A 19,763-nucleotide genomic window follows, 5' to 3' on the forward strand; every position below is an offset into this window, starting at 1 on the left:
AATGACCTCCACCACCGAGCAGTTCGCCGATCTGTCGGCGACCACGCTGCTGCGCTTCGCGACCGCCGGTTCCGTCGACGACGGCAAGTCCACCTTGGTCGGGCGGCTGCTGCACGACTCCAAGTCGGTCCTGACCGACCAGATGGAGCACGTCGAGGCGGTCTCGCAGGCCCGCGGCCAGGAGGCCCCCGACCTCGCGCTGCTCACCGACGGCCTGCGGGCCGAGCGGGAGCAGGGCATCACCATCGACGTCGCGTACCGCTACTTCGCCACCGCGCGCCGCCGGTTCATCCTCGCGGACACCCCGGGGCACGTGCAGTACACCCGGAACATGGTCACCGGGGCCTCCACCGCCGACCTGGCCGTGGTCCTCGTCGACGCCCGCAACGGCGTGATCGAGCAGACCCGCCGGCACGCGGCCGTGGCCGCCCTGCTGCGCGTCCCGCACGTGGTCCTGGCCGTCAACAAGATGGACCTGGTGGGCTACGAGGAGTCGGTCTTCGCGAAGATCGCCGAGGAGTTCACCGCGTACGCCTCGGACCTGGGCGTCCCGGAGATCAGCGCGATCCCGATCTCGGCCCTGGCCGGGGACAACGTGGTGGACCCCTCCGCCAACATGGACTGGTACGGCGGCCCGACGGTGCTGGAGCACCTGGAGACCGTGCCCGTCAGCCACGACCTCACCGCCTGCCCGGCGCGTTTCCCGGTGCAGTACGTGATCCGCCCGCAGTCCGCGGAGCACCCCGACTACCGCGGCTACGCGGGCCAGATCGCCTCCGGCGTGCTGCGCGTCGGCGAGGCCGTGACCGTGCTGCCCTCGGGCCGTACGAGCACGATCGCGGGCATCGACGCGCTCGGCGAGAGCGTCGACATCGCCTGGGCCCCGCAGTCGGTGACGCTCCGTCTGGCGGACGACATCGACATCTCGCGCGGCGACCTGATCGCGCCGTCCGCGAACGCCCCGGCGACCACGCAGGACGTCGAGGCGACCGTCTGCCACGTGGCCGACCAGCCCCTCTCCGTCGGCGCCCGGGTGCTGATCAAGCACACGACGCGCACGGTCAAGGCGATCGTCAAGGAGATCCCCTCGCGGCTGACCCTGGACGACCTGTCCCAGCACCCGAACCCCGGGCAGCTCGTGGCCAACGACATCGGCCGCGTGGTCGTCCGTACCGCCGAGCCGCTCGCGCTCGACGCGTACGCCGACTCCCGCCGCACCGGATCCTTCCTGCTGATCGACCCGGCCGACGGAACCACCCTGGCGGCGGGCATGGCCGGCGAGTCCTTCGCCTCCAAGGCGGAGACCACCATTCAGGCGGACGAGGAAGGGTGGGACTTCTAGATCATGCCTGCCGACATCTACTCCACCTTCGCCAAGGAGGGCGGCCGCGTAGGCAGCGGCCAACTCGGCAGCGGCCAGGGAGGGGTGGCGCGATGTGCGCGATGACGTACGCGCACCGCATGCGCGCCCACACCCCCCACGAGCTGTACCTGCCCCTGCTCCACAGACGAAGACGTGCGTCATGAGATGACCGCGTCACGAGAGGAAGTCCTCCCGTGCCTGCCACCGCCACCACCCGTAGCACTCGTACCACCCGCACCACCCTGCGCCGCGGAGTCGTCGCCGCTGCCGCCCTGCCGCTGCTGATCGGCGCGCTCGCCTCGTGCGGCTACGGCTCCGAGGCCAAGAAGGACGAGGGCGACAAGGCCAACGTCGCGGCCACCGACGGCAAGAAGCTGTCGGCGTCCGAGGTGCGGATCGGCTACTTCCCGAACCTGACGCACGCGACCGCGCTGGTCGGCCTGCAGGAGGGCCTGATCGAGAAGGAACTGAGCGGCACCAAGATCAAGCCGCAGTCCTTCAACGCCGGTCCGTCCGAGATCGAAGCCCTCAACGGCGGCTCTCTCGACATCGGTTTCATCGGCCCCTCCCCGTCCATCAACGGCTACGTCAAGTCCAAGGGCTCCAACCTGCGGATCATCTCCGGCTCCGCCTCGGGCGGCGTGAAGCTGGTCGTGAACCCGGACAAGATCAAAACCCTGGACGACCTCAAGGGCAAGAAGATCGCCACCCCGCAGAAGGGGAACACGCAGGACGTCGCGTTCCTCAACTGGATCTCCGAGAAGGGCTGGAAGGTCGACCCGGAGTCCGGCAAGGGCGACGTCTCCGTCGTCCGCACGGACAACAAGGTCACCCCGGATGCCTTCAAGCAGGGCTCGATCGACGGCGCCTGGGTGCCGGAGCCCACGGCCTCCAAGCTCGTCTCCGACGGCGGCAGCGTCCTCCTCGACGAGACCGCCCTGTGGCCCGACAAGAAGTTCGTGATCACGAACGTCATCGTGTCGCAGAAGTTCCTCAAGGAGCACCCCGACGTGGTCGAGGCCGTACTGCGCGGCACGGTGAAGACCAACGAGTGGATCCACGCCAACCAGGACAAGGCGAAGGCCTCCGCCAACGCCAGGCTCGAGGCGGAGGGCGGCAAGCCGCTCGACGCGAAGGTCATCGACCCCGCGTGGCCGAGCTTCACGGTCACGGACGACCCGCTGGCCTCGACGCTGAAGACCCAGTCGGACTGGGCGGTCAAGGCCAAGCTCATCGAGCAGCCCGACCTGGCCGGCATCTACGACCTGACGCTCCTGAACAAGGTCCTCAAGGCCGCCGGCAAGCCCGAGGTCTCCGACGCCGGTCTCGGCGCCAAGTAATCCCGTAGTCCAGCTATCCCAGGAGGTGACGACCATGGCCACCACGCTTGCCAAGGCTGCCGAGGGCTCCGTAGCGGAGCAGACCCACGCTGCCCGCATCGAGCACGTCTCGAAGTCCTTCTCCGGCCCGGCCGGATCGCAGCTCGTCCTGGACGACATCAGCCTCGATGTCGCTCCCGGAGAGTTCGTCACCATCCTGGGGGCCTCGGGGTGTGGAAAGTCCACCCTGCTGAACCTGGTCGCGGGCCTCGACAAGCCGTCCGCGGGGTCCATCGAGACCCCCGGCGGCCGTCCGGCCCTGATGTTCCAGGAGCACGCCCTCTTCCCGTGGCTGACCGCGGGCAAGAACATCGAACTCGCCCTGCGCCTGCGCGGGGTGGCCAAGGCCGACCGCAAGCCGGAGGCCGAGCGCCTGCTGGAGCTGGTCCGCCTCAGCGGCTCGTACGGCAAGCGCGTGCACGAGCTGTCGGGCGGCATGCGCCAGCGCGTGGCCCTGGCCCGGGCGCTCGCCCAGGACAGCCAGCTGCTGCTGATGGACGAGCCGTTCGCGGCGCTCGACGCCATCACGCGGGACGTGCTGCACGGCGAGCTCACCCGCATCTGGGCCGAGACGAACCTGTCCGTCCTCTTCGTCACCCACAACGTGCGCGAGGCCGTCCGCCTCGCCCAGCGCGTGGTCCTGCTCTCCTCGCGCCCCGGCCGGGTCGCGAAGGAGTGGACCGTGGACATCCCGCAGCCGCGCCGCATCGAGGACGCGGACGTCGCGGAACTGTCCCTCGAGATCACTGAACACCTGCGTGGGGAGATCCGCCGCCATGGCCAGCACTGACACCACTCCGAAGGCCACGGGCAAGAACGACGACCTGGCCGGCCTGGAGGCGGGCCTCGACGCCCTCGACGCGGTCCAGACCCACCGCACCCCGGTCCGCGAGGTCCTCGTCAAGAAGGTCCTCCCGCCCCTCCTGGCCGTGAGCCTCGTGCTCCTGGTCTGGCAGATCCTCGTCGCCACGAAGGTCACCGAGGAGACCAAGCTGCCCCCGCTGTCCGCGGTGTGGGACAGCCTGACCGACATGTGGGTCCAGGGCACCCTCCTGGAGGTGATCTGGACCAGCGTCTCCCGCGGCCTGCTCGGCTTCCTGCTGGCCCTGGCCATCGGCACCCCGCTCGGCCTGCTGGTCGCCCGGGTGAAGTTCGTGCGCGCCGCGATCGGCCCGATCCTCCAGGGCCTGCAGTCGCTGCCGTCGGTGGCCTGGGTGCCGCCGGCCGTCCTGTGGTTCGGCCTGAACGACGCGATGATGTTCACGGTCATCCTGCTGGGCGCCGTCCCGTCCATCGCCAACGGCCTGGTCTCCGGCATCGACCAGATCCCGCCGCTCTACCTGCGGGCCGGCCGCACCCTGGGCGCCACCGGTCTGAGGGGCGCCCGGCACATCGTGATGCCGGCCGCGCTGCCCGGCTATCTGGCCGGTCTGAAGCAGGGCTGGGCCTTCTCCTGGCGCTCGCTGATGGCCGCCGAGATCATCGCCTCCTCGCCCGACCTGGGCCTGGGCCTGGGCCAGCTCCTGGAGAACGGCCGCAACAACATCGACCTGCCCGGCGTGTTCCTCGCGATCATCCTGATCCTGGTGGTCGGCATCGCCATCGACCTGCTGATCTTCAGCCCGGTCGAGCGGTGGGTGCTGCGCAGCCGCGGCCTGCTGGTCAAGAGCTGAGTCCGATGTCCCGCGCACCCGCACTCCTGGTCATCGCCCACGGCAGCCGCGACCCGCGGCACGCGGCGACCGTGCACGCCCTCGTCGGGCGGGCGCGGGCGCTGCGGCCCGGGCTGCGGGTGGAGACGGCCTTCCTGGACTTCAACACCCCGTCGGTGGGCCAGGCCCTGTCCTCGCTCTACCTCTCGGGCGTACGGAACGTCGTCACCCTCCCGCTCCTCCTCACCCGGGCCTTCCACGCGAAGTCCGACATCCCGGCGGCACTGGCCGAGTCTTCGGCCCGCCTGCCGGGGCTGTCGGTGCGGGTGGCCGATGTCCTCGGCCCCTCCCCGCTCCTGCTCTCGGCCCTCGAACGCCGGCTCGCCGAAGCCGGCCTCACCCCGGCGGACCGCGCCACCACCGCGGTGGTGCTCGCGTCCGCCGGCTCCACAGACCCGGAGGCGATCGCAGCGATCGCTGAAACCGCGCGGGAGTGGCGGCACACCGGTTGGTGCGCCGTGCGGCCTGCGTTCGCCTCCGGAGCCTTTCCCGAGGGGTTCTCCCGTACTGAGGACGCCGTACGGGCCCTGCGCGCCGAGGGCTTCGCCCGGGTGGCGGTGGCCCCGTACGTCATCGCCCCCGGCCGGCTCCCGGACCGCATCGCGGCGGGCGCCGAGGCCGCGGGCGCGGACGTGGTGGCCGGCGTCCTGGGCGCCTCCCCCGAACTGGCCCGCCTCCTGCTCCGCCGCTACGACGCCTCGGCCCCCGCCACCCCGGCCAGGCTCCCGGCCCTGACGGCCTGACCCCGGCCTCCGCCCCCGCGTCGCCTCAATCGCCCACCCAGCCCCTCCGGCGTTTGAGGAGCGGCGATTGGGCGGCCGAGTCGCTAGGCGCGGGCGGTGGCCTCGTCGGCCAGGGTGGTGAGGTCCTCGATGGACATCGCGGCCGGCGGGAGGCCCTCACGGGCGAAGATGTTCGCGGCGTGCCGCAGGACGTCGTTGACCGGGGTCGCAATCCCGTGCAGCCGGCCCAGCAGGGAGATCTCCCCGTTGAGATAGTCCGCTTCCACCGAGCCCGTCCCCCGCGCCAGGCTCTGCCAGGACGACCCGCCCCGGACCCCCGGCGGCTGGTTCACCTTCCCGTCCCGCGCCAGTGACTGCTCCGCGTCCGAGGCGTACGCGATGCCCGCCGCCCCGAAGACGGCCTTCGCCTCGCGCACGGCCCGCAGCAGCAGCGCCGCCTTCGCCGGGTCCGGGTCCGGGCCGGTCGTCGCCTGGAGGGCGTTGCCCAGGTTGCCGAGCAGCTTCGCGTACTTCCACCGCATCACGTCCTCGACCACCGGCGCCTCGAAGCCGGCCTTCCCGAGGTCCGCCGCGACGGCCCGGCACAGGGCGTCCGCGCCGCCGGCCGCCCGTCCCACGTGCAGGATGCCGGTCAGCGGTGTGCACAGCGCCGAGACCACGCCCGGCTCCAGGAAGGTCGCGGGCAGCCATACGCACACCCCGTACACGCGCGCGAAGCGCCGTAGGGCCAGCCGCTCGCTCTCGACTCCGTTCTGCGCACACAGCACCGGCAGCCGCTGCGCCGCCGTGCCGCCGCCCGCCACCTCCGCGTCGCCCCACGCGTCGAGCGCGGCGACCGCGTGCTGGGTCTTCACCGCCAGCAACAGCACGTCGTCGGGGCGCAGTTCGCCCAGCTCGTCCGGTCCGGTGACCACGGGCAGCCGGTGGACCCGCTGCCCGTCGGCCGTGGTGAGCCGCAGCCCGTCGGCCCGCAGGGCCTCCGCGTGCGCGCCGCGTGCGACGAGGACGACCTCGCCGCCCGCCTCCGCGAGCCGTCCGCCGATGGTGGCGCCCACAGCGCCCGCGCCGATGATGATGTAACGCATGCCACGAGCCTGGCACATCCGGGCCCCTGCGTTACCGTCGGGGCATGGTGGAAGAGCGGATCGTTCTCGGCGGGGAGCTGCCCGTACGGCGGCTCGGCTTCGGTACGGGCGGCCTCGTCGGCCCCGGCTACTGGGGCCCGCGCGGCGAGCGGGCCGAGGCCCGGGCCCTGCTGCGCACGGCGGTGGAGCGCGGGGTCACCCTCATCGACACCGCCGACAACTACGGCCCCGACCTGGCCGAGGAACTGATCGCCGAAGCCCTGTACCCGTACGGGGAGCGGCTCGTCGTCGCCACGAAGGGCGGGGTGGTGCGCACCGGCCCCGACCGGTGGCACGTGGCGGGCCGCCCGGAGCAGTTGCGCCGGCAGTGCGAGGCGAGTCTGCGGCGGCTGCGCGCGGACCGGATCGGCCTCTACCAGCTGCACCGCTTCGACCCGGCCGTGCCGGTGGCCGAACAGCTGGGCGCGCTGGCCGAGTTGCGGGCGGAGGGCAAGATCCGGCACATCGGGCTGGACACCGTGACCGCGGAGCAGGTGCGGACGGCCCTGGAGTCGGCCCCGATCGCGTCCGTCCAGAACCCGTACAACCTGCTGGAGCGGGGCTCGGCGGAGGTGCTCGCGCTGTGCGAGGCGCGCGGGATCGCCTTCCTCCCCTACTACCCGCTGGGCAGCGGCGCCCTGACCCGCGAGAGCGCAGCCGCCGTCACCTCGGTGGCCGCGGCCCACGGCGCGGGCCCGGGCCAGATCGCCCTGGCGTGGCTGCTGCACCACTCCCCCGTCCTGTGCCCCACGCCGGGCACCGGTTCCCCCGTACACCTGGCGGAGAACCTGGACGCGGCGACGATCCACCTCACGGCGCGGGAGCTGGAGCTGCTGGACGCGCTCGGCTGAGGGCCCCCTGCCCTGCCTCGACCTCAGCCTCAGCCTCAGCCTCAGCCTCAGCCTCAGCCTCGGCCTCAGCCTTCGGTCAGCTCCACGAGTTTGGCGACGGTGTTCCAGTTGCGGGTGGTCACATCAATGTCCTTGACGACGGCGGGCCTGGCGAGGGACTCGGCCAGTTTGGAGCGGCCCAGGCCGTTGGGGGCGTAGAGGTAGAGGACGCGGTCGCCGAGCCGGTACTCCTCGGGGAGGTACGAGGCCTCGTCGAGCGCGGCGAAGCGCTCCGCGCCCGGCTGTTCGGAGAAGAAGGTCGCGTGGAGCTGCTTGCCCTCCAGCTCCGCGGCCGGGAAGGGGCAGGCGTCGGCGACGGCGCGCAGGTACGCGCCGTCCACCACCAGGCAGGCCACCCGGAAGCCGAAGCGGGCCTCGATGGCCGCCTCCAGTTCCCGGGCGAGCGCCGGCGGGTCCGTCTTCTCGCTGCTGAAGACGGCGTTGCCGCTCTGCAGGTACGTCTGTACGTCGCCGTGGCCGAGCTCCTCCAGCACGGAGCGCAGCTCCGCCATCGGGACCTTCTTGCTCCCGCCGACGTTGATGCCGCGCAGCAGCGCCGCGTACTTCGTGGTCGTGGCCTTCTTCGTCATGGCGGCACCTTAGACGCCGTTTCTCATGGCGTATCCGTCCGTTCGTACGGAAAGACGAGTCAGTTGACGTGGCCCGACTCCACCGGGAAGTCCGGCGGCCAGGACTTGGACAGGTCGTACAACGACTCCCGGTCGCCCATCAGGGCGTACTCCGCCTCGCGCCAGCTCGGGTTGCCCCCGACGACAAAGCTGCCTCCGTCAGGGTCCAGCATCCAGGTGTACTCGGCGTCGGACGACTCCAGCCCGTGCCGCTCCTTCAGCACGGCGAACTCGTCAGGACTGGCGCGCCGAATGTGGATCCCGTTGCTGTAAAAGGGCTGGAGGAGCATCAGCTCCACATGCCCGATGTAGATCTCGATGCGTGTGGTGGTCTGGTCGACCAACGTTGCTTCGCTCTGCAGGAAGAGCTGCCGGTGGGACGGATTGAACCCGACGACCCGGAACAGCCTCCCCGCACGGATGAAATCGGTCATGGTCGAAACCCTCTCATGATCAGGACACCGGCTCCCCGGGCGGGATCCCGCGCACGAGCGCTTCCAGTCCCACCCGGCGGAGGGCAACCCGCTGACTCGCATTCCGGCTGCAGGCGCAGCACGTACCACTGCTTTGCGGACCGGCCGTGCAGGTAGAGGTGCCGTCCTCGGCCGACGGGGCGTCCGTACCCTGAAAGTGGCGCTCCGTTGGGCATCGTGAGCACGGCTTCCTCAACCACGACGGCTTCATCGTCGGTGATGCTGCAGTAGTGCAGTCGGTCTCCTCGACCGGAATCACGCGGACCACCGCCGAGAAACAGGATCTGGTCTCCGTGGACCGCCAGGCCGAGAGGAAACCGCACAGGGTTCTTCCGCGCGCGGCTGCGCCCGTTGGCCTCCGTTTCGAGAAGCGGGAAATCGGGCCAGTAGACGGCCCAGGCGGCTGAGTCGGCGACGTTGAGGGCGTCGACCGTGTCGATGTGCGCGACGCCTTGGGGCGGCCAGTACTCCCACAGGCGGTTGCCCCCGCTGTCCCATCGGGCCAGGACGGCGGCGCTGACGGGATCGGCGTAGACCCCTTCGTCGTAGTAGGCGCTCCAGAGGTTGTGCCGACGGTCCGCCATCATGAACTCCACCGCAGTGCCCAGGGCGAAGCTCCGGCGGGGGCGGCCGTCGCGACCTAACAGGGCCCGCACGCGGTCAGGCCCTCGGATCGGCTCCGGAGGTTGACTCTCAAGCTCAGGGGGCCTACGGCAGTTCGGCCTCGACGAGGTCGGCGGCCTGCCTTGTGCCTCCTTCGGCGGCCATCCCGGCGCGCACGGCCTCGGCGCGGGCGGCGACCTCGGGGTCGGCGACCAGGGCGAGGACCGCTTCGCGGAGGGTCGCGGCGTCCGCGTCCGCCATCGGCACGTGCCGGGCCACGCCGAGCGAGACCAGCATGTCGGCGTTGCCGAACTGGTCGACGGCCTGGGGGACGGCGACCATCGGGGTGGCGGTGGCGAGACCTTCCTGGCTGCCGCCGGCGCCCGCGTGGGTGATGAAGGCGTCGGCCTGGCGCAGGATGTCGAGCTGGGGAACCCAGCGGTGGACCTCGACGTTGGCGGGGATCTCGCCGAGGTCGGCCCCGTCGGTGAACTTGCCGATCTGGAGGACGGCGTGCCAGTCGGGCAGGTCCGCGAAGGCGTCGATGCAGGCGCGGTAGAAGGCGGGCTGCTTGGTGAAGGCGGAGCCGAGCGAGACCAGTACGACCTTCTTGCCCTCGGCGGTCGCGGGCCTGTGCCAGCTGCCCTGTGTCGCGCGGTGGCCCTGACAGGCGCCGACGAAGGTGTACGCGGACTCGTCGACGCGGTCGGCGTGGGGCTGGAGCGCCCGGGGAATCAGGACGAGGCTGCGGCGCGGCCGGCCCTGGAAGCGGTCGACGTCGTCCCCGAGGCCGTTCTCGGTGAGCCAGGCGGCGAATCGGGCGTAGTACGCCTGGCCGCGCTCGGAGGCCTTGAGCTCGGCGAACATCGGCTCGGCGACCTCCTGCTCGTAGCCCTCCCAGGCGACGAGATTCGGGGAGAGGGAGACGGCGGGGACGCCCCACCGGTGGGCGAGCACGGGCGCCGGGTAGGAGGTGATGTCGTGGAGGACGAGGTCCGGCTCGTCGCCCTCGAAGGCGGCGGCGAGCTGCGGGAGCGCCTGGACGGCGTCCTTGAGGAAGGGCTCCAGGTTGTCGATGAGCTCGGTGCCCCAGGCCTCCGGCTCGTCGTCGGTGGGGAGGGTGGAGGTGTAGATCACGGGTGTGGCGCCGGTCTCCGCGATCTTCTCGGCGAAGGCGGCGGGGATGGCGTAGCTGACGCGGTGGCCGCGGGCGACGAGTTCCCGGATCACTTCGATGCTCGGGTTCACGTGGCCGTGGGCGGCGATGGAGAACATGGCGATGTGTGCGGGCGTGGCCGACTCGGCTGAGGTCATGACCAGACCATAGCGAGACGATACGTCTCGTGCAACTTCTTTCAGACCGCCGCCCCCTCCGGCCCCCCGGAACCCCCGGCGGGTGCGGTGACGCGCTCGACATCGGTGGTCAGCGAGTCCAGCCAGGCAAGGGCCGCATAGAACCGCGGCAGAGCAACCCCGGCCCCCGCCCCACCGGCAACCGCGCCGGGCGCGGCCGCCGCCTCCGGGCCGGATGCGGGTGCTGGACCGGGCGCGGGCCCGGACTCCGGTACGGGCCCGGGCGCGGGCGCCACGCCGGGTGCGGCCGCGTGCCCCGGGCCGGATGCAGGCCCAGATCCGGATGCAGGCCCAGATCCGGGCGCGGGCGCCGAGCCGGGCGCGGGCGCTCCGTCTGGTGCCGGGTTCGCGGCCGCCGGCCCGTGCCCGGCCGTCGTCAGGTCCGCGGCCGCCGGGAGGGGTGTGGGTGGTGGTGGGGATGTGGTTGAGGCCAGGGACGAGGCGGCGCGCAGGCCGGTGGCCACCTGCGCGGCCCTGGCACGGAGGCGTGTCTGCTGGGACGGCTCCAGGGGTGGGCCTCCGCGGGCGTGGAGGCGGCGCGAACCCCACAGCACGTGGTGGCCCGTCATCAGGGCCGCCTGCCAGTCCTCGGGGAAGCCCACGGGGGCCCGGGGCTCGCTCAGGCGCTGCGAGAACGCCGACTCCGCCAGCACCAGCGCGCGCTGGAGCGGCTCGTCGGCGGGGAGGTGTCCCGGCCCGCCCGCCGCAACGGCGGCCGCGGTGCTCTTGACCGTGTCGGCCGCCTCCGCCAGCAGCACGGCGACCGCCCGGTGCAGCTCCACCTGCGCCCCCCGCGGCCAGGCCAGCAGTCCGAACACGACGCCGATCATGCTGCCGATGGCCACGTCCAGGATCCTGATCTCGGCGAGCCGCCAGGTCACCGGCGCCAGCTGCGCGAAGGCGAAGGACACGACGAGGGTGAACATGCCCTGGGCCCAGCCCACACCCCGCACCGGCCCGACCCGGAAGGCCACGAACATGACGAACGGCAGGGCGATGGCGTAGACGGTGCTGTTCCCCCCGATCAGGGCCAGCAGACAGCCGGTCGCGAGGGCGCCGAGCAGTGTGCCGGTGAGTGCCGCGCGTACGGTCGCCCGGGTCTGGGACACCGTGGTCCGGGTCAGGCTGAGCACGGCGAGCATCGCCCAGAAGCCGTGCGGCAGGGAGTCGACGCCCGCGATCGTGCGGGCGGCCGCGAGCGCGAGGCTGAGCCGGACGGCGTTCTGGAAGTGCACGGACCGCGGCCCCGCGTGTGCCGCCAGCCGGTGCCACCACAGGTGGGGCGCGCGCCGGCCCGCGTACCAGAAGCGGCCCGCATCGGTCTCGGCCGGGAGCCGCGCGTGCCGGCCCCGTACCGCCAGTTCGGCCGCCGTCGTGAAGGCGACGGCGGCGTCCGCCACCTCCAGCAGCGCGGCCCGCCGCACGCCCAGCGCCTCGCTCGCCGGCTGTTCGTCCACCGCCACGGCCCGTTCCCGTACGCCCCGCAGAGCGGCGGCCGCGCCGGTGGATCCGCCGGTGCCGCGCAGCAGGGCCGCGCACTCGGCGGCGGCCGCGCCGACCGCGGCCGGCACCCCCGGCGCCTGCTCCGGCGGCGGGCGCTCCGGCGGAGGCGCGGGCAGGTTCACCATGCGGTTCAGGAGCGTGCGGGCGGCCAGGCCCGCATGCGCGAGCCCGCGGTCCCGCAGGCCCGGCCCGGCGGGGCGGTCGGCCTCGGGAACCCGGAAGGGCCGCAGCGACTCGCCGGCCGCCCGGGCCGCCTGCGCCCCGGCGGCGGACAGCGTGTACGGGGCGCGCCCCAGCTCCCCGGCGCAGCGGGCGGCGGTGTCGGCGGCCTCGGCGGCCAGCAGCCGGTAGGAGGGGCCGCGCGGCTCGGGCAGCACGAAGAGCTCGGCGAGGATCAGCAGCGCGAGGCCGCACGTCGTGCCCAGCAGGCGCTCGCCGAGGGTGTCGGGGGCGTAGGGCGGGAAGCACGGCAGGATGTAGAGCAGCTGCAGGCCGGGCGCGGCGCCCGATGCCCGGGGCCCGGCCACGGCCACGAAGGCGAGGAAGAAGCCGATGACCAGCATGCCGGCCACGGCGCTCCAGGTGCGCACCGCGAGGTAGGTGCCGATCGTGACGAGCACCCAGGCCACGGGCGTCGTCCGGGCGATGACGGCCGCCCGCTGGCGCCCGGTGCCGGGGATGTGCGAGAGCGCCGCCATCGACACGACCCCGAACAGGGCGTACATCGCCGCGACGGACTGGTCCAGCCCGTACAGGAACAGGAAGAACCCGGCACACGCGGCGAGCGTGGTGCGGATGGCGCGCCGCGCCACGCCGCTGGGGCCGCGGGCGGCGCCTGCGTCACGGTCGGCGCCCATGCCTCCAGCATCGGGCCGCCCTCCCGAAGCCACCACCCACGCGGGCGGTGATAGAACTCGGATGCGCGGTGATCACGATCACCGCGATCCGGCGGAGGGCGGGAGCAGGGGCATGGACGAAGCGCAGGCCAGGCGGGCGCTGAAGGCGGCGGGCCTCACCCGGGCGACCCCGGGGGCGGCCCGCGAACCGGCCCTCCTCGCCTTCGGCGAGAACGCCGTCTTCGCCCTCGGCGACCTGGTGGTGAAGGTGGGCCGGGAGGCGGCGCTGCTGGCGCGGGCCGAGCGGGAACTCGCGGTGGCCGGCTGGTTCGCGGCGGCGGGGATCCCGGCGGTCCGCGCGGCCGAACCGGAACCGCGGCTGGTGGACGGGCACCCGCTGACGCTGTGGCACCGGCTCCCGGACGCGGTCCGGCCCGCGGGCGCCGAGGACCTGGCCGTGCTGCTGCGCGCCGTCCACGCCCTGCCCGCGCCGCCTTTCGCCCTGCCCGCGCGGGACCTGCTGGGCGGGGTCGAGCGCTGGCTGCGGCTGGCGGGGGACGCGATCGACCCGGCGGACGCGGCGTACCTGCGGGCCCGCCGGGACGCCTACGCCGATGAGGTGGCGGCCCTGACCCCGCACCTCCCGCCGGGCCCGGTCCACGGCGACGCCCTGCCCCGCAACGTCCACGTGGGCCCGGACGGCCCGGCCCTGGTCGACCTGGAGACCGTCTCGGCCGATCTGCGCGAGCACGACCTGGTGGTGATGGCGCTCTCCCGCGACCGGTACGGCATGCCCGCCGAGGAGTACGGGGCGTTCGTGTCGGCGTACGGGTGGGACGTCCGCGACTGGGCGGGCTGCGCGGTCCTGCGCGGGGCCCGGGAGACGGCCAGCTGTGCCTGGGTCGCCCAGCACGCCCCGAGCAACCCGGGGGCGCGGGCCGAGTTCCGCCGCCGCGTGACCTCCCTCAGGGACGGCGACCCCGAAATGCGCTGGCACTCGTTCTAGGACCCGGATAGCAAGTGAACATGCACGTGCACATACCCGTCACCGTCCATCAGGCCCGCCTCGGCCCGCGGGAGTTCAATTCCGCGAGACCGCCGGCCCCGTCCGCGAGGTCGCCCGGCACGGCCCGGCCCACGTCCGCGACACCACGCGCCGCGGCCACTGCTGCGCCCGCCTCCATTCCGGCGACGCCCGCACACGGGAGATCCACATCGAGTACACCGAGTCCTGGCCGGTCGTACCCGCGTGAACGGGTTCGCCTTCGGCGGGGCCGTCGGCCGGTCTAGCTCTCCCTGCGCGGGACCACCGGCCACGCCGGCTCGACTATCGCCTCGGGGTCCGAGGTGCGGCGGAGGTAGCTCTGCAGGGATTGCGCCTGCTGGGCGGCCGCGCGGATCTGGAGGTCGTGGAGGTCCGCAAGCTCGATCGAGCCTATGGACGCGTGCTTCGCGCCCACCCGGCGCGCTGCCCGCGCCGCCGCGAGGGCGTCCGCGGCCGCGTTGTGCGCGTCGTCGAGCGTCACGCCGTAGTGCTCGCAGAGGGCCTGCAGTGTGCGCCTGCCCTTCCTGTACCGGTCCGCGTGCTTGTCGAGGACCAGGGGGTCGATGACGTGCGCGGGCCGGCCCCGCAGCCGGTCGGCCAGCGGTGCGATCCCGTGCCGGCGGCACTCGCGGTCCAGCAGCGACAGGTCGTAGCGGGCGTTCATCACCACGAGCGGGGTGCCCGAGCTCAGCCCGTCGGCGAGGGACTGCGTGATCTCCGCGATCGCCGGGGCCGCCGCCACCCCCTCCGTGCGGGCGTGCTCCGTGGAGATGCCGTGGATCGCCGCCGCCTGCTCCGGGATGGCCACGCCGGGGTCGACCAGCCACGTGCGGGTCCGCGCGACCCGGCCGTCCGGCTCCATGGCCACCACCGCGGCGGTGACGATGCGGTCCGACTCGATGTCGGTCCCGGTCGTCTCCAGGTCGAAGGCCACCATCGGCCCGCTGATCCAGCTCATCGCCGGGCCCCCCGTGATTCCCCCGGCCCCGCGCCGGTCCTCTCCAGATCCCCCATGCCGTGCCCCTCCCCCGTACGCCTTCGGTCAACGGCTTTCAGCCTGCCACGGGGCACTGACAAGCCCGACGACACCCCCCTCGAGGGGGTGTCCGGCGTCCCGTCCTCACGACACGGGGCGGGAGTCCTCCCACATCGACTCGAACTCCTCGCGGTACGTCGCGAAGAGCCCGTGGTCCGCGTCCTTCGGCACACCGCGCCCTCCGCCCCGCAGGACCAGGACGGGGGATTCCATCCCGCGCGCCCGCCGCAGGTACGACTGGACCACCGCGATGCCCGAGGAGTTGCCCTCCACCAGGTAGGCGGTGAAGCGCGGGGTCTCGTCGAAGACGTGGATCTCGAAGCGCGAGGGGTCCCGCAGGCCCGCCCGGACCCGGCGGACGTGCAGGATGTTCATCTCCACCGAACGGCTCAGTTCGCCCTTGCGCAGACCCAGTTCCCGCTCGCGCCGCTTGACCGCGCTGCTCGCCGGGTTCAGGAACAGCAGCCGCACCCGGCAGCCGGCCTCCGTGAGCCGGACGAGTCTTCGGCCCGAGAAGTTCTGGACCAGCAGGTTGAGGCCTATGCCGATGGCGTCGAGCCGCCGCGCGCCCCCGAAGAGGTCCTCGGCGGGGAGCTGCCGCTGCAGGCGCACCCGGTCCGGGTGGACCGAGATGACGTCCGCGTACCGGTCGCCGACCAGGTCCTCGACGGCGTCGATCGGCAGCCGGTCCGCCGAGGGGCTGCCGGCGCCGCCGCCCAGGACCTCCAGGAGCCGCGCCGAGGCCCGTTCCGCCTGTTCCAGCACGGGCCGTGACAGCGCCCGGTTGCGGGAGACGACGTTGCGGGTGACCTCCAGCTCGTCCAGGGCCAGCTCGATCTCGCGCCGGTCGTCGAAGTACGTTTCGAAGCACGGCCAGTGCTGGACCATCAGCTCGCGCAGCTGGGGCAGGGTCAGGAAGCTCAGCACGTTGTCGTCGGCCGAGTCGAGCAGGTAGCCCTTGCGCCGGCTGACCTCGCGCACGGCCACGGCCCGCTGCACCCACTCCTGCCCGGCCGGTCCCGCGGCCGCGACCACCCAGTCGTCCCCGCCGTGCACCGGCTCGTAGATCGGCCGGAGCACCGCCCCGACGACCGAGCGCAGCCGCTGTTCGATCAGGTTGAGCCAGATGTATGCCCGGCCGGCCCGCTGGGCCCGGGTGCGGACCTCGCTCCAGGCCTCCGCGCTCCAGTCCAGTTCGGCGCCGGCGGACCCCGGCCCACCCGCGCTCCCGGCCTCCGCCGGTCCGCCCGCCAGGGAGACCGCTCCGGCCGCGATCCCCGCCGGTGCCCCGCCGGGGACACCACCTGGGGCGTCCGCCGGGCCACCCTCGTGACTGCTGTCACCAGGGGGCAGCTCCAGACCTCCCGAGCTCACCCGTGCACCGCCTTCTGCGTCTGGACGCCCGTCTCCAGTGATCACGGAAGGGTACTCCGCGCGCGCGGCCCGGTGCAGCCCGATGGTCCCCGCAACAGTCGTCCGTTGACCCATTATCTGATGCGCAGACAGTCCGCTGACCCGCATATCAGCTCTGCGGGTCACCCGGTAGGACCCCTCCCAAGTCCGCGCGTGGGAGCCCTCTTTCGGGGAAGATCGGAACTGTGACGTGGTCCACGCCGGATCAGCCGGGACATCCGACAACGCGGGAAGAGTCGTTATCTATGCAGGTCTGGCCGGGACAGGCGTATCCGCTCGGCGCCACTTACGACGGCGCCGGCACCAACTTCGCGGTCTACTCCGAGGCCGCCCGACGGATCGAGCTGTGCCTCCTCCACGACGACGGTTCGGAGTCCGCCGTGGAACTGCGCGAGACGGACGCCTTCGTCCGCCACGCGTACCTGCCCGGCGTCATGCCCGGCCAGCGCTACGGTTTCCGCGTGCACGGCCCGTACGAGCCCGAGCGCGGCCGTCGCTGCAACGCGGCGAAGCTGCTGCTGGACCCGTACGCGCGGGCCATCAGCGGCCGCGTGACGTGGGGCGAGGCGGTGTACGGCTACCACTTCGGCCGGCCCGACTCGCGCAACGACCTGGACTCCGCCCCGCACACCATGAGCTCGGTCGTGGTGAACCCGTACTTCGACTGGGCCAACGACCGGCCGCCGCGCCACGAGTACCACCACACCGTGCTGTACGAGGCCCACGTCAAAGGTTTGACGATGCGTCATCCGGACCTGCCGGAGGAGCTGCGCGGCACGTACGGGGCGCTCGCCCACCCGGCGGTCATCGGTCACCTCGCCAAGCTCGGCGTGACGGCGCTGGAGCTGATGCCGGTGCACCAGTTCGTCAACGACCACCGGCTGGTCAACGACGGCCTCAGCAACTACTGGGGCTACAACACCATCGGCTTCTTCGCCCCGCACAACGGCTATGCCTCGGGCGACCGCGGCCAGCAGGTGCTGGAGTTCAAGTCGGCGGTCCGGGCCCTGCACGAGGCGGGGATCGAGGTGATCCTCGACGTGGTCTACAACCACACCGCGGAGGGCAACCACCTGGGCCCGACGCTGTCCTTCCGGGGGCTCGACAACGCCTCGTACTACCGGCTGGCGGACGATCCGCGGCACTACATGGACACCACCGGCACGGGGAACTCGCTGCTGATGCGCTCCCCGCACGTGCTCCAGCTGATCATGGACTCGCTGCGCTACTGGGTGACCGAGATGCACGTGGACGGTTTCCGCTTCGACCTGGCGGCGACGCTGGCCCGCCAGTTCCACGAGGTGGACCGGCTGTCCTCGTTCTTCGACCTGGTCCAGCAGGATCCGGTGGTCAGCCAGGTGAAGCTGATCGCGGAGCCCTGGGACCTGGGCGAGGGCGGCTACCAGGTGGGCAACTTCCCGCCGCTGTGGACCGAGTGGAACGGCAAGTACCGGGACACGGTACGGGACCTCTGGCGCGGGCAGCCGCGCACGCTCGCGGAGTTCGCGGGGCGGCTGACCGGCTCCTCGGACCTGTACCAGGACGACGGGCGGCGGCCGCTGGCGTCGATCAACTTCACCACCTGCCACGACGGTTTCACCCTGAACGACCTGGTCTCGTACAACGAGAAGCACAACGAGGCCAACAGGGAGGGCAATCGGGACGGCGAGACCCACAACCGGTCCTGGAACTGCGGGGTGGAGGGACCGAGCGAGGATCCGGAGATCGTGGAGCTGCGCGAGCGCCAGATGCGCAACTTCACGGCCACCCTGATGCTGTCGCAGGGGGTGCCGATGCTCAGCCACGGCGACGAGTTCGGCCGCACCCAGGGCGGCAACAACAACGCGTACTGCCAGGACAACGAGTTGTCGTGGGTGCGCTGGCCGGAGCCGGGCAAACCGCCGCCGTCGCTGCTGGAGTTCACCCGGCGGATGGTGTGGCTGCGCCGCGACCACCCGGTCTTCCGGCGGCGGCGGTTCTTCCACGGCCGGCCGGTGGAGGGCGCGCACGACGAACTCTCCGACATCGCCTGGTTCACCCCGCACGGAGAGGTGATGCGGGCGCGCGACTGGCAGGCGCAGCACGCGCGGTCCCTGACCGTCTTCCTCAACGGGGAGGCGATCTCCGAGCCGGGCACCCGCGGGGAGCGGATCACCGACGACTCGTTCCTGCTGATGTTCAACTCGGGTGCTGATCCGCAGGACTTCACGATTCCGGCGGGGCACGGCGCGCAGTGGCACCTGGTGGTGGACACGGCGCGGGCGGACGTGCTGCCACCCGGCACCGGGCCGCAGTACGCGGCCGGCGACCGGGTGGCGCTGGCGGGGCGGTGCCTGGTGGTGCTTCAGCGCCCGGCGTAGGCGGCGCCGTTCTCGCCGGGCACCGGCGAGGCGGTCCGCAGGCCGGGAACGAAGGCGGCGGTGCGCGTGCGGGCGGCGGGCACCCGGGTGACGAGGGCGAGGGTCAGGCAGAGCGCGGCGGCCCCGACGGCCACGGCGAAGGCCCCGGTGGGTCCGTACCGCTCGGCGAGGCGCCCGCAGGCGACGAGCGCAGCGGCCTGCCCGGCCACCAGGCAGCTGGCGGCGAAGGCCATCGACGTGGAGAGCCGGGCCGGTTCCACGGCCCGCTCGGTGAGCGCGAACGCGGTGATCAGGTGGGGCGCGTAGGCCGCCCCGAGCACGGTGACGACGGCGTACAGCGGCCACAGGCCGTCGGTGAACAGCAGGGGCACCGAGAGCACCAGGGCCGCTCCGGTCGCCACCCGCCAGCGCAGCCGCAGTCCGAAGCGGGCGGGCAGCGCGCCGAGCGAGAGGCCGACGGCGGCGCTGACCACTCCCATCGCGGAGTAGACGACGGCGGCCTGGTCGGGGACGCCCAGCCGGATGGTCAGTGCGGTGATGCCGGCCTGGCAGGCGCCGAACATCGCGCCCTGGAGGGCGAGGGAGCCGCGTACGGCGTAGACCACGCCGGGCGGCCGGACCCGGCCGGCCGTACCGCGGCCGCGCGCGGGGGCCCCGGCCGTGACGGCGGCGGTCGGGTGCATTGCGTAGACGGTGCCGAAGACGGCGACGAGGCCGGCCGCGCCGCCGAGGGCGACGGCCGGGTGCGCGAGGAGCGCGGCGAGCCCGACCAGGGCGGGTCCGAAGACGAAGGAGACCTCGTCCAGGGTGCCTTCGAGGGCGTGGACGGCGCCCACGACGCTCTCGTCGGACTTGTCCCGGCGGGCCAGGGCCACGGAGCGGGTCCGGGCGAGCGGCCCGATCAGCGGTACGGAGGCACCGGTGAGGGCGCCGATCGCGGCGAGCGGCACGGTGGCCAGGTGGGTGAGGGCGCCCGCGACCAGGGCGGCGGTGGCCACCGCGTTGACGGCGGCGGCGGTCAGGACGACGGACCGCTGCCCGTGCCGGTCGGCGAGCCAGCCGAGGACGGGCCCGAAGAGGACCTGGCCGAGGGAGAGGGCGCCGCCGACCACGCCGGCGGTCGCGAGCGAACCGCTGGTCTGGGCGACCAGCAGGAAGCTCCCGAACTGGGACATCGCGACGGGCAGTCGGGCGAGGAAAGAGACGAGCGGGAGTAGGGGCCCGGTCAGGGCGATGACTTGTCGATAGGTGTTGACGGTTCCAACCACTTGATCGACATTAACCCGGTGCAGTCACTCGGA

Annotated in this window: 16 protein-coding genes and 1 pseudogene; 8 read left to right on the forward strand and 9 right to left on the reverse strand. The window is 72.8% G+C overall.

Annotated features, from left to right (window positions below):
- Nucleotide 1: 1 nt before the first annotated feature.
- From RIU97_RS09160 to RIU97_RS09180, 5 genes are all read left to right on the forward strand, one after another.
- Nucleotides 2-1,342: a sulfate adenylyltransferase subunit 1 gene (locus RIU97_RS09160; RefSeq protein WP_404955027.1), complete on the forward strand. Its 1,341-nt coding sequence runs from the start codon at nucleotides 2-4 to the stop codon at nucleotides 1,340-1,342.
- Nucleotides 1,343-1,557: 215 nt separating this feature from the next.
- The gene (locus tag RIU97_RS09165) at nucleotides 1,558-2,703 is read left to right on the forward strand and encodes an ABC transporter substrate-binding protein (RefSeq protein ID WP_404955029.1); all 1,146 of its coding nucleotides are present in this window, start codon (nucleotides 1,558-1,560) and stop codon (nucleotides 2,701-2,703) included.
- Between the two features lie 34 nt (nucleotides 2,704-2,737).
- The gene (locus tag RIU97_RS09170; protein ID WP_404955031.1) at nucleotides 2,738-3,532 is read left to right on the forward strand and encodes an ABC transporter ATP-binding protein; all 795 of its coding nucleotides are present in this window, start codon (nucleotides 2,738-2,740) and stop codon (nucleotides 3,530-3,532) included.
- Nucleotides 3,519-4,415: an ABC transporter permease gene (locus tag RIU97_RS09175; RefSeq protein WP_404955033.1), complete on the forward strand. Its 897-nt coding sequence runs from the start codon at nucleotides 3,519-3,521 to the stop codon at nucleotides 4,413-4,415. Before RIU97_RS09170 ends, RIU97_RS09175 begins: the two co-directional genes overlap by 14 nt.
- Nucleotides 4,416-4,420: 5 nt before the next feature.
- Nucleotides 4,421-5,197: a sirohydrochlorin chelatase gene (locus tag RIU97_RS09180; RefSeq protein WP_404955035.1), complete on the forward strand. Its 777-nt coding sequence runs from the start codon at nucleotides 4,421-4,423 to the stop codon at nucleotides 5,195-5,197.
- 83 nt (nucleotides 5,198-5,280) lie between these two features.
- Here the strand turns inward: RIU97_RS09180 and RIU97_RS09185 are convergent, their stop codons facing one another.
- Nucleotides 5,281-6,282 (reverse strand): ketopantoate reductase family protein, encoded by a 1,002-nt coding sequence (locus RIU97_RS09185; RefSeq protein WP_404955037.1) that lies wholly within the window; start codon nucleotides 6,280-6,282, stop codon nucleotides 5,281-5,283.
- 44 nt (nucleotides 6,283-6,326) lie between these two features.
- On the opposite strand from RIU97_RS09185, the gene RIU97_RS09190 reads away from it, so the two are divergent.
- Nucleotides 6,327-7,172 carry an aldo/keto reductase gene (locus tag RIU97_RS09190; protein ID WP_404955039.1) on the forward strand — a complete coding sequence of 282 codons (846 nt, stop codon included), beginning with the start codon at nucleotides 6,327-6,329 and terminating at the stop codon, nucleotides 7,170-7,172.
- 65 nt (nucleotides 7,173-7,237) lie between these two features.
- Here RIU97_RS09190 and RIU97_RS09195 read toward each other — a convergent pair whose 3' ends face one another.
- From RIU97_RS09195 to RIU97_RS09215, 5 genes and pseudogenes are all read right to left on the reverse strand, one after another.
- Complete coding sequence (locus RIU97_RS09195; protein ID WP_404955041.1) at nucleotides 7,238-7,801, reverse strand: DUF1697 domain-containing protein; 564 nt, start codon at nucleotides 7,799-7,801, stop codon at nucleotides 7,238-7,240.
- 59 nt (nucleotides 7,802-7,860) lie between these two features.
- Nucleotides 7,861-8,274, reverse strand: coding sequence for a hypothetical protein (locus tag RIU97_RS09200; protein WP_404955043.1), 414 nt, complete (start codon nucleotides 8,272-8,274; stop codon nucleotides 7,861-7,863).
- On the reverse strand, nucleotides 8,271-8,900 hold the full coding sequence (locus tag RIU97_RS09205; protein WP_404955045.1) for a hypothetical protein: 630 nt from the start codon (nucleotides 8,898-8,900) through the stop codon (nucleotides 8,271-8,273). Before RIU97_RS09205 ends, RIU97_RS09200 begins: the two co-directional genes overlap by 4 nt.
- 121 nt (nucleotides 8,901-9,021) lie before the next feature.
- Nucleotides 9,022-10,265, reverse strand: a pseudogene (mgt, locus tag RIU97_RS09210) (macrolide-inactivating glycosyltransferase).
- A 6-nt stretch (nucleotides 10,266-10,271) separates the two neighbouring features.
- Nucleotides 10,272-12,629, reverse strand: coding sequence for an FUSC family protein (locus RIU97_RS09215; protein WP_404955047.1), 2,358 nt, complete (start codon nucleotides 12,627-12,629; stop codon nucleotides 10,272-10,274).
- 112 nt (nucleotides 12,630-12,741) lie between these two features.
- Between RIU97_RS09215 and RIU97_RS09220 the strand changes: the two genes are divergently transcribed.
- Nucleotides 12,742-13,614, forward strand: a complete 873-nt coding sequence (locus RIU97_RS09220; protein WP_404955049.1) for a phosphotransferase enzyme family protein — start codon at nucleotides 12,742-12,744, stop codon at nucleotides 13,612-13,614.
- Between the two features lie 280 nt (nucleotides 13,615-13,894).
- On the opposite strand, the gene RIU97_RS09225 is transcribed toward RIU97_RS09220, so the two are convergent.
- Both RIU97_RS09225 and RIU97_RS09230 read right to left on the reverse strand, forming a co-directional pair.
- On the reverse strand, nucleotides 13,895-14,611 hold the full coding sequence (locus tag RIU97_RS09225) for an exonuclease domain-containing protein (RefSeq protein WP_404955051.1): 717 nt from the start codon (nucleotides 14,609-14,611) through the stop codon (nucleotides 13,895-13,897).
- 162 nt (nucleotides 14,612-14,773) lie between these two features.
- A complete protein-coding gene (locus RIU97_RS09230; RefSeq protein ID WP_404955053.1) occupies nucleotides 14,774-16,063 on the reverse strand; it encodes an SAV2148 family HEPN domain-containing protein in 1,290 nt (429 codons plus the stop codon).
- Nucleotides 16,064-16,347: 284 nt separating this feature from the next.
- Here RIU97_RS09230 and glgX point away from each other — a divergent pair, with 284 nt between their 5' ends.
- Nucleotides 16,348-18,462, forward strand: coding sequence for a glycogen debranching protein GlgX (gene glgX / locus RIU97_RS09235; RefSeq protein WP_404955055.1), 2,115 nt, complete (start codon nucleotides 16,348-16,350; stop codon nucleotides 18,460-18,462).
- Here glgX and RIU97_RS09240 read toward each other — a convergent pair.
- Nucleotides 18,447-19,730, reverse strand: coding sequence for an MFS transporter (locus tag RIU97_RS09240; RefSeq protein WP_404955057.1), 1,284 nt, complete (start codon nucleotides 19,728-19,730; stop codon nucleotides 18,447-18,449). The genes glgX and RIU97_RS09240 overlap by 16 nt on opposite strands.
- Nucleotides 19,731-19,763 lie beyond the last annotated feature (33 nt).

It is taken from the genome of Streptomyces sp. 147326, from assembly GCF_045000215.1.
Classification (GTDB): Bacteria; Actinomycetota; Actinomycetes; order Streptomycetales; family Streptomycetaceae; genus Streptomyces.

Coding starts and splice junctions, on each gene's coding strand:
- RIU97_RS09200 (WP_404955043.1), bottom strand. CDS start 8,274: ATGACCGATTTCATCCGTGCGGGGAGGCTGTTCCGGGTCGTCGGGTTC.
- RIU97_RS09160 (WP_404955027.1), top strand. CDS start 2: ATGACCTCCACCACCGAGCAGTTCGCCGATCTGTCGGCGACCACGCTG.
- glgX (WP_404955055.1), top strand. CDS start 16,348: ATGCAGGTCTGGCCGGGACAGGCGTATCCGCTCGGCGCCACTTACGAC.
- RIU97_RS09190 (WP_404955039.1), top strand. CDS start 6,327: ATGGTGGAAGAGCGGATCGTTCTCGGCGGGGAGCTGCCCGTACGGCGG.
- RIU97_RS09225 (WP_404955051.1), bottom strand. CDS start 14,611: ATGAGCTGGATCAGCGGGCCGATGGTGGCCTTCGACCTGGAGACGACC.
- RIU97_RS09220 (WP_404955049.1), top strand. CDS start 12,742: ATGGACGAAGCGCAGGCCAGGCGGGCGCTGAAGGCGGCGGGCCTCACC.
- RIU97_RS09205 (WP_404955045.1), bottom strand. CDS start 8,900: ATGATGGCGGACCGTCGGCACAACCTCTGGAGCGCCTACTACGACGAA.
- RIU97_RS09170 (WP_404955031.1), top strand. CDS start 2,738: ATGGCCACCACGCTTGCCAAGGCTGCCGAGGGCTCCGTAGCGGAGCAG.
- RIU97_RS09185 (WP_404955037.1), bottom strand. CDS start 6,282: ATGCGTTACATCATCATCGGCGCGGGCGCTGTGGGCGCCACCATCGGC.
- RIU97_RS09175 (WP_404955033.1), top strand. CDS start 3,519: ATGGCCAGCACTGACACCACTCCGAAGGCCACGGGCAAGAACGACGAC.
- RIU97_RS09180 (WP_404955035.1), top strand. CDS start 4,421: ATGTCCCGCGCACCCGCACTCCTGGTCATCGCCCACGGCAGCCGCGAC.
- RIU97_RS09215 (WP_404955047.1), bottom strand. CDS start 12,629: ATGGGCGCCGACCGTGACGCAGGCGCCGCCCGCGGCCCCAGCGGCGTG.
- RIU97_RS09195 (WP_404955041.1), bottom strand. CDS start 7,801: ATGACGAAGAAGGCCACGACCACGAAGTACGCGGCGCTGCTGCGCGGC.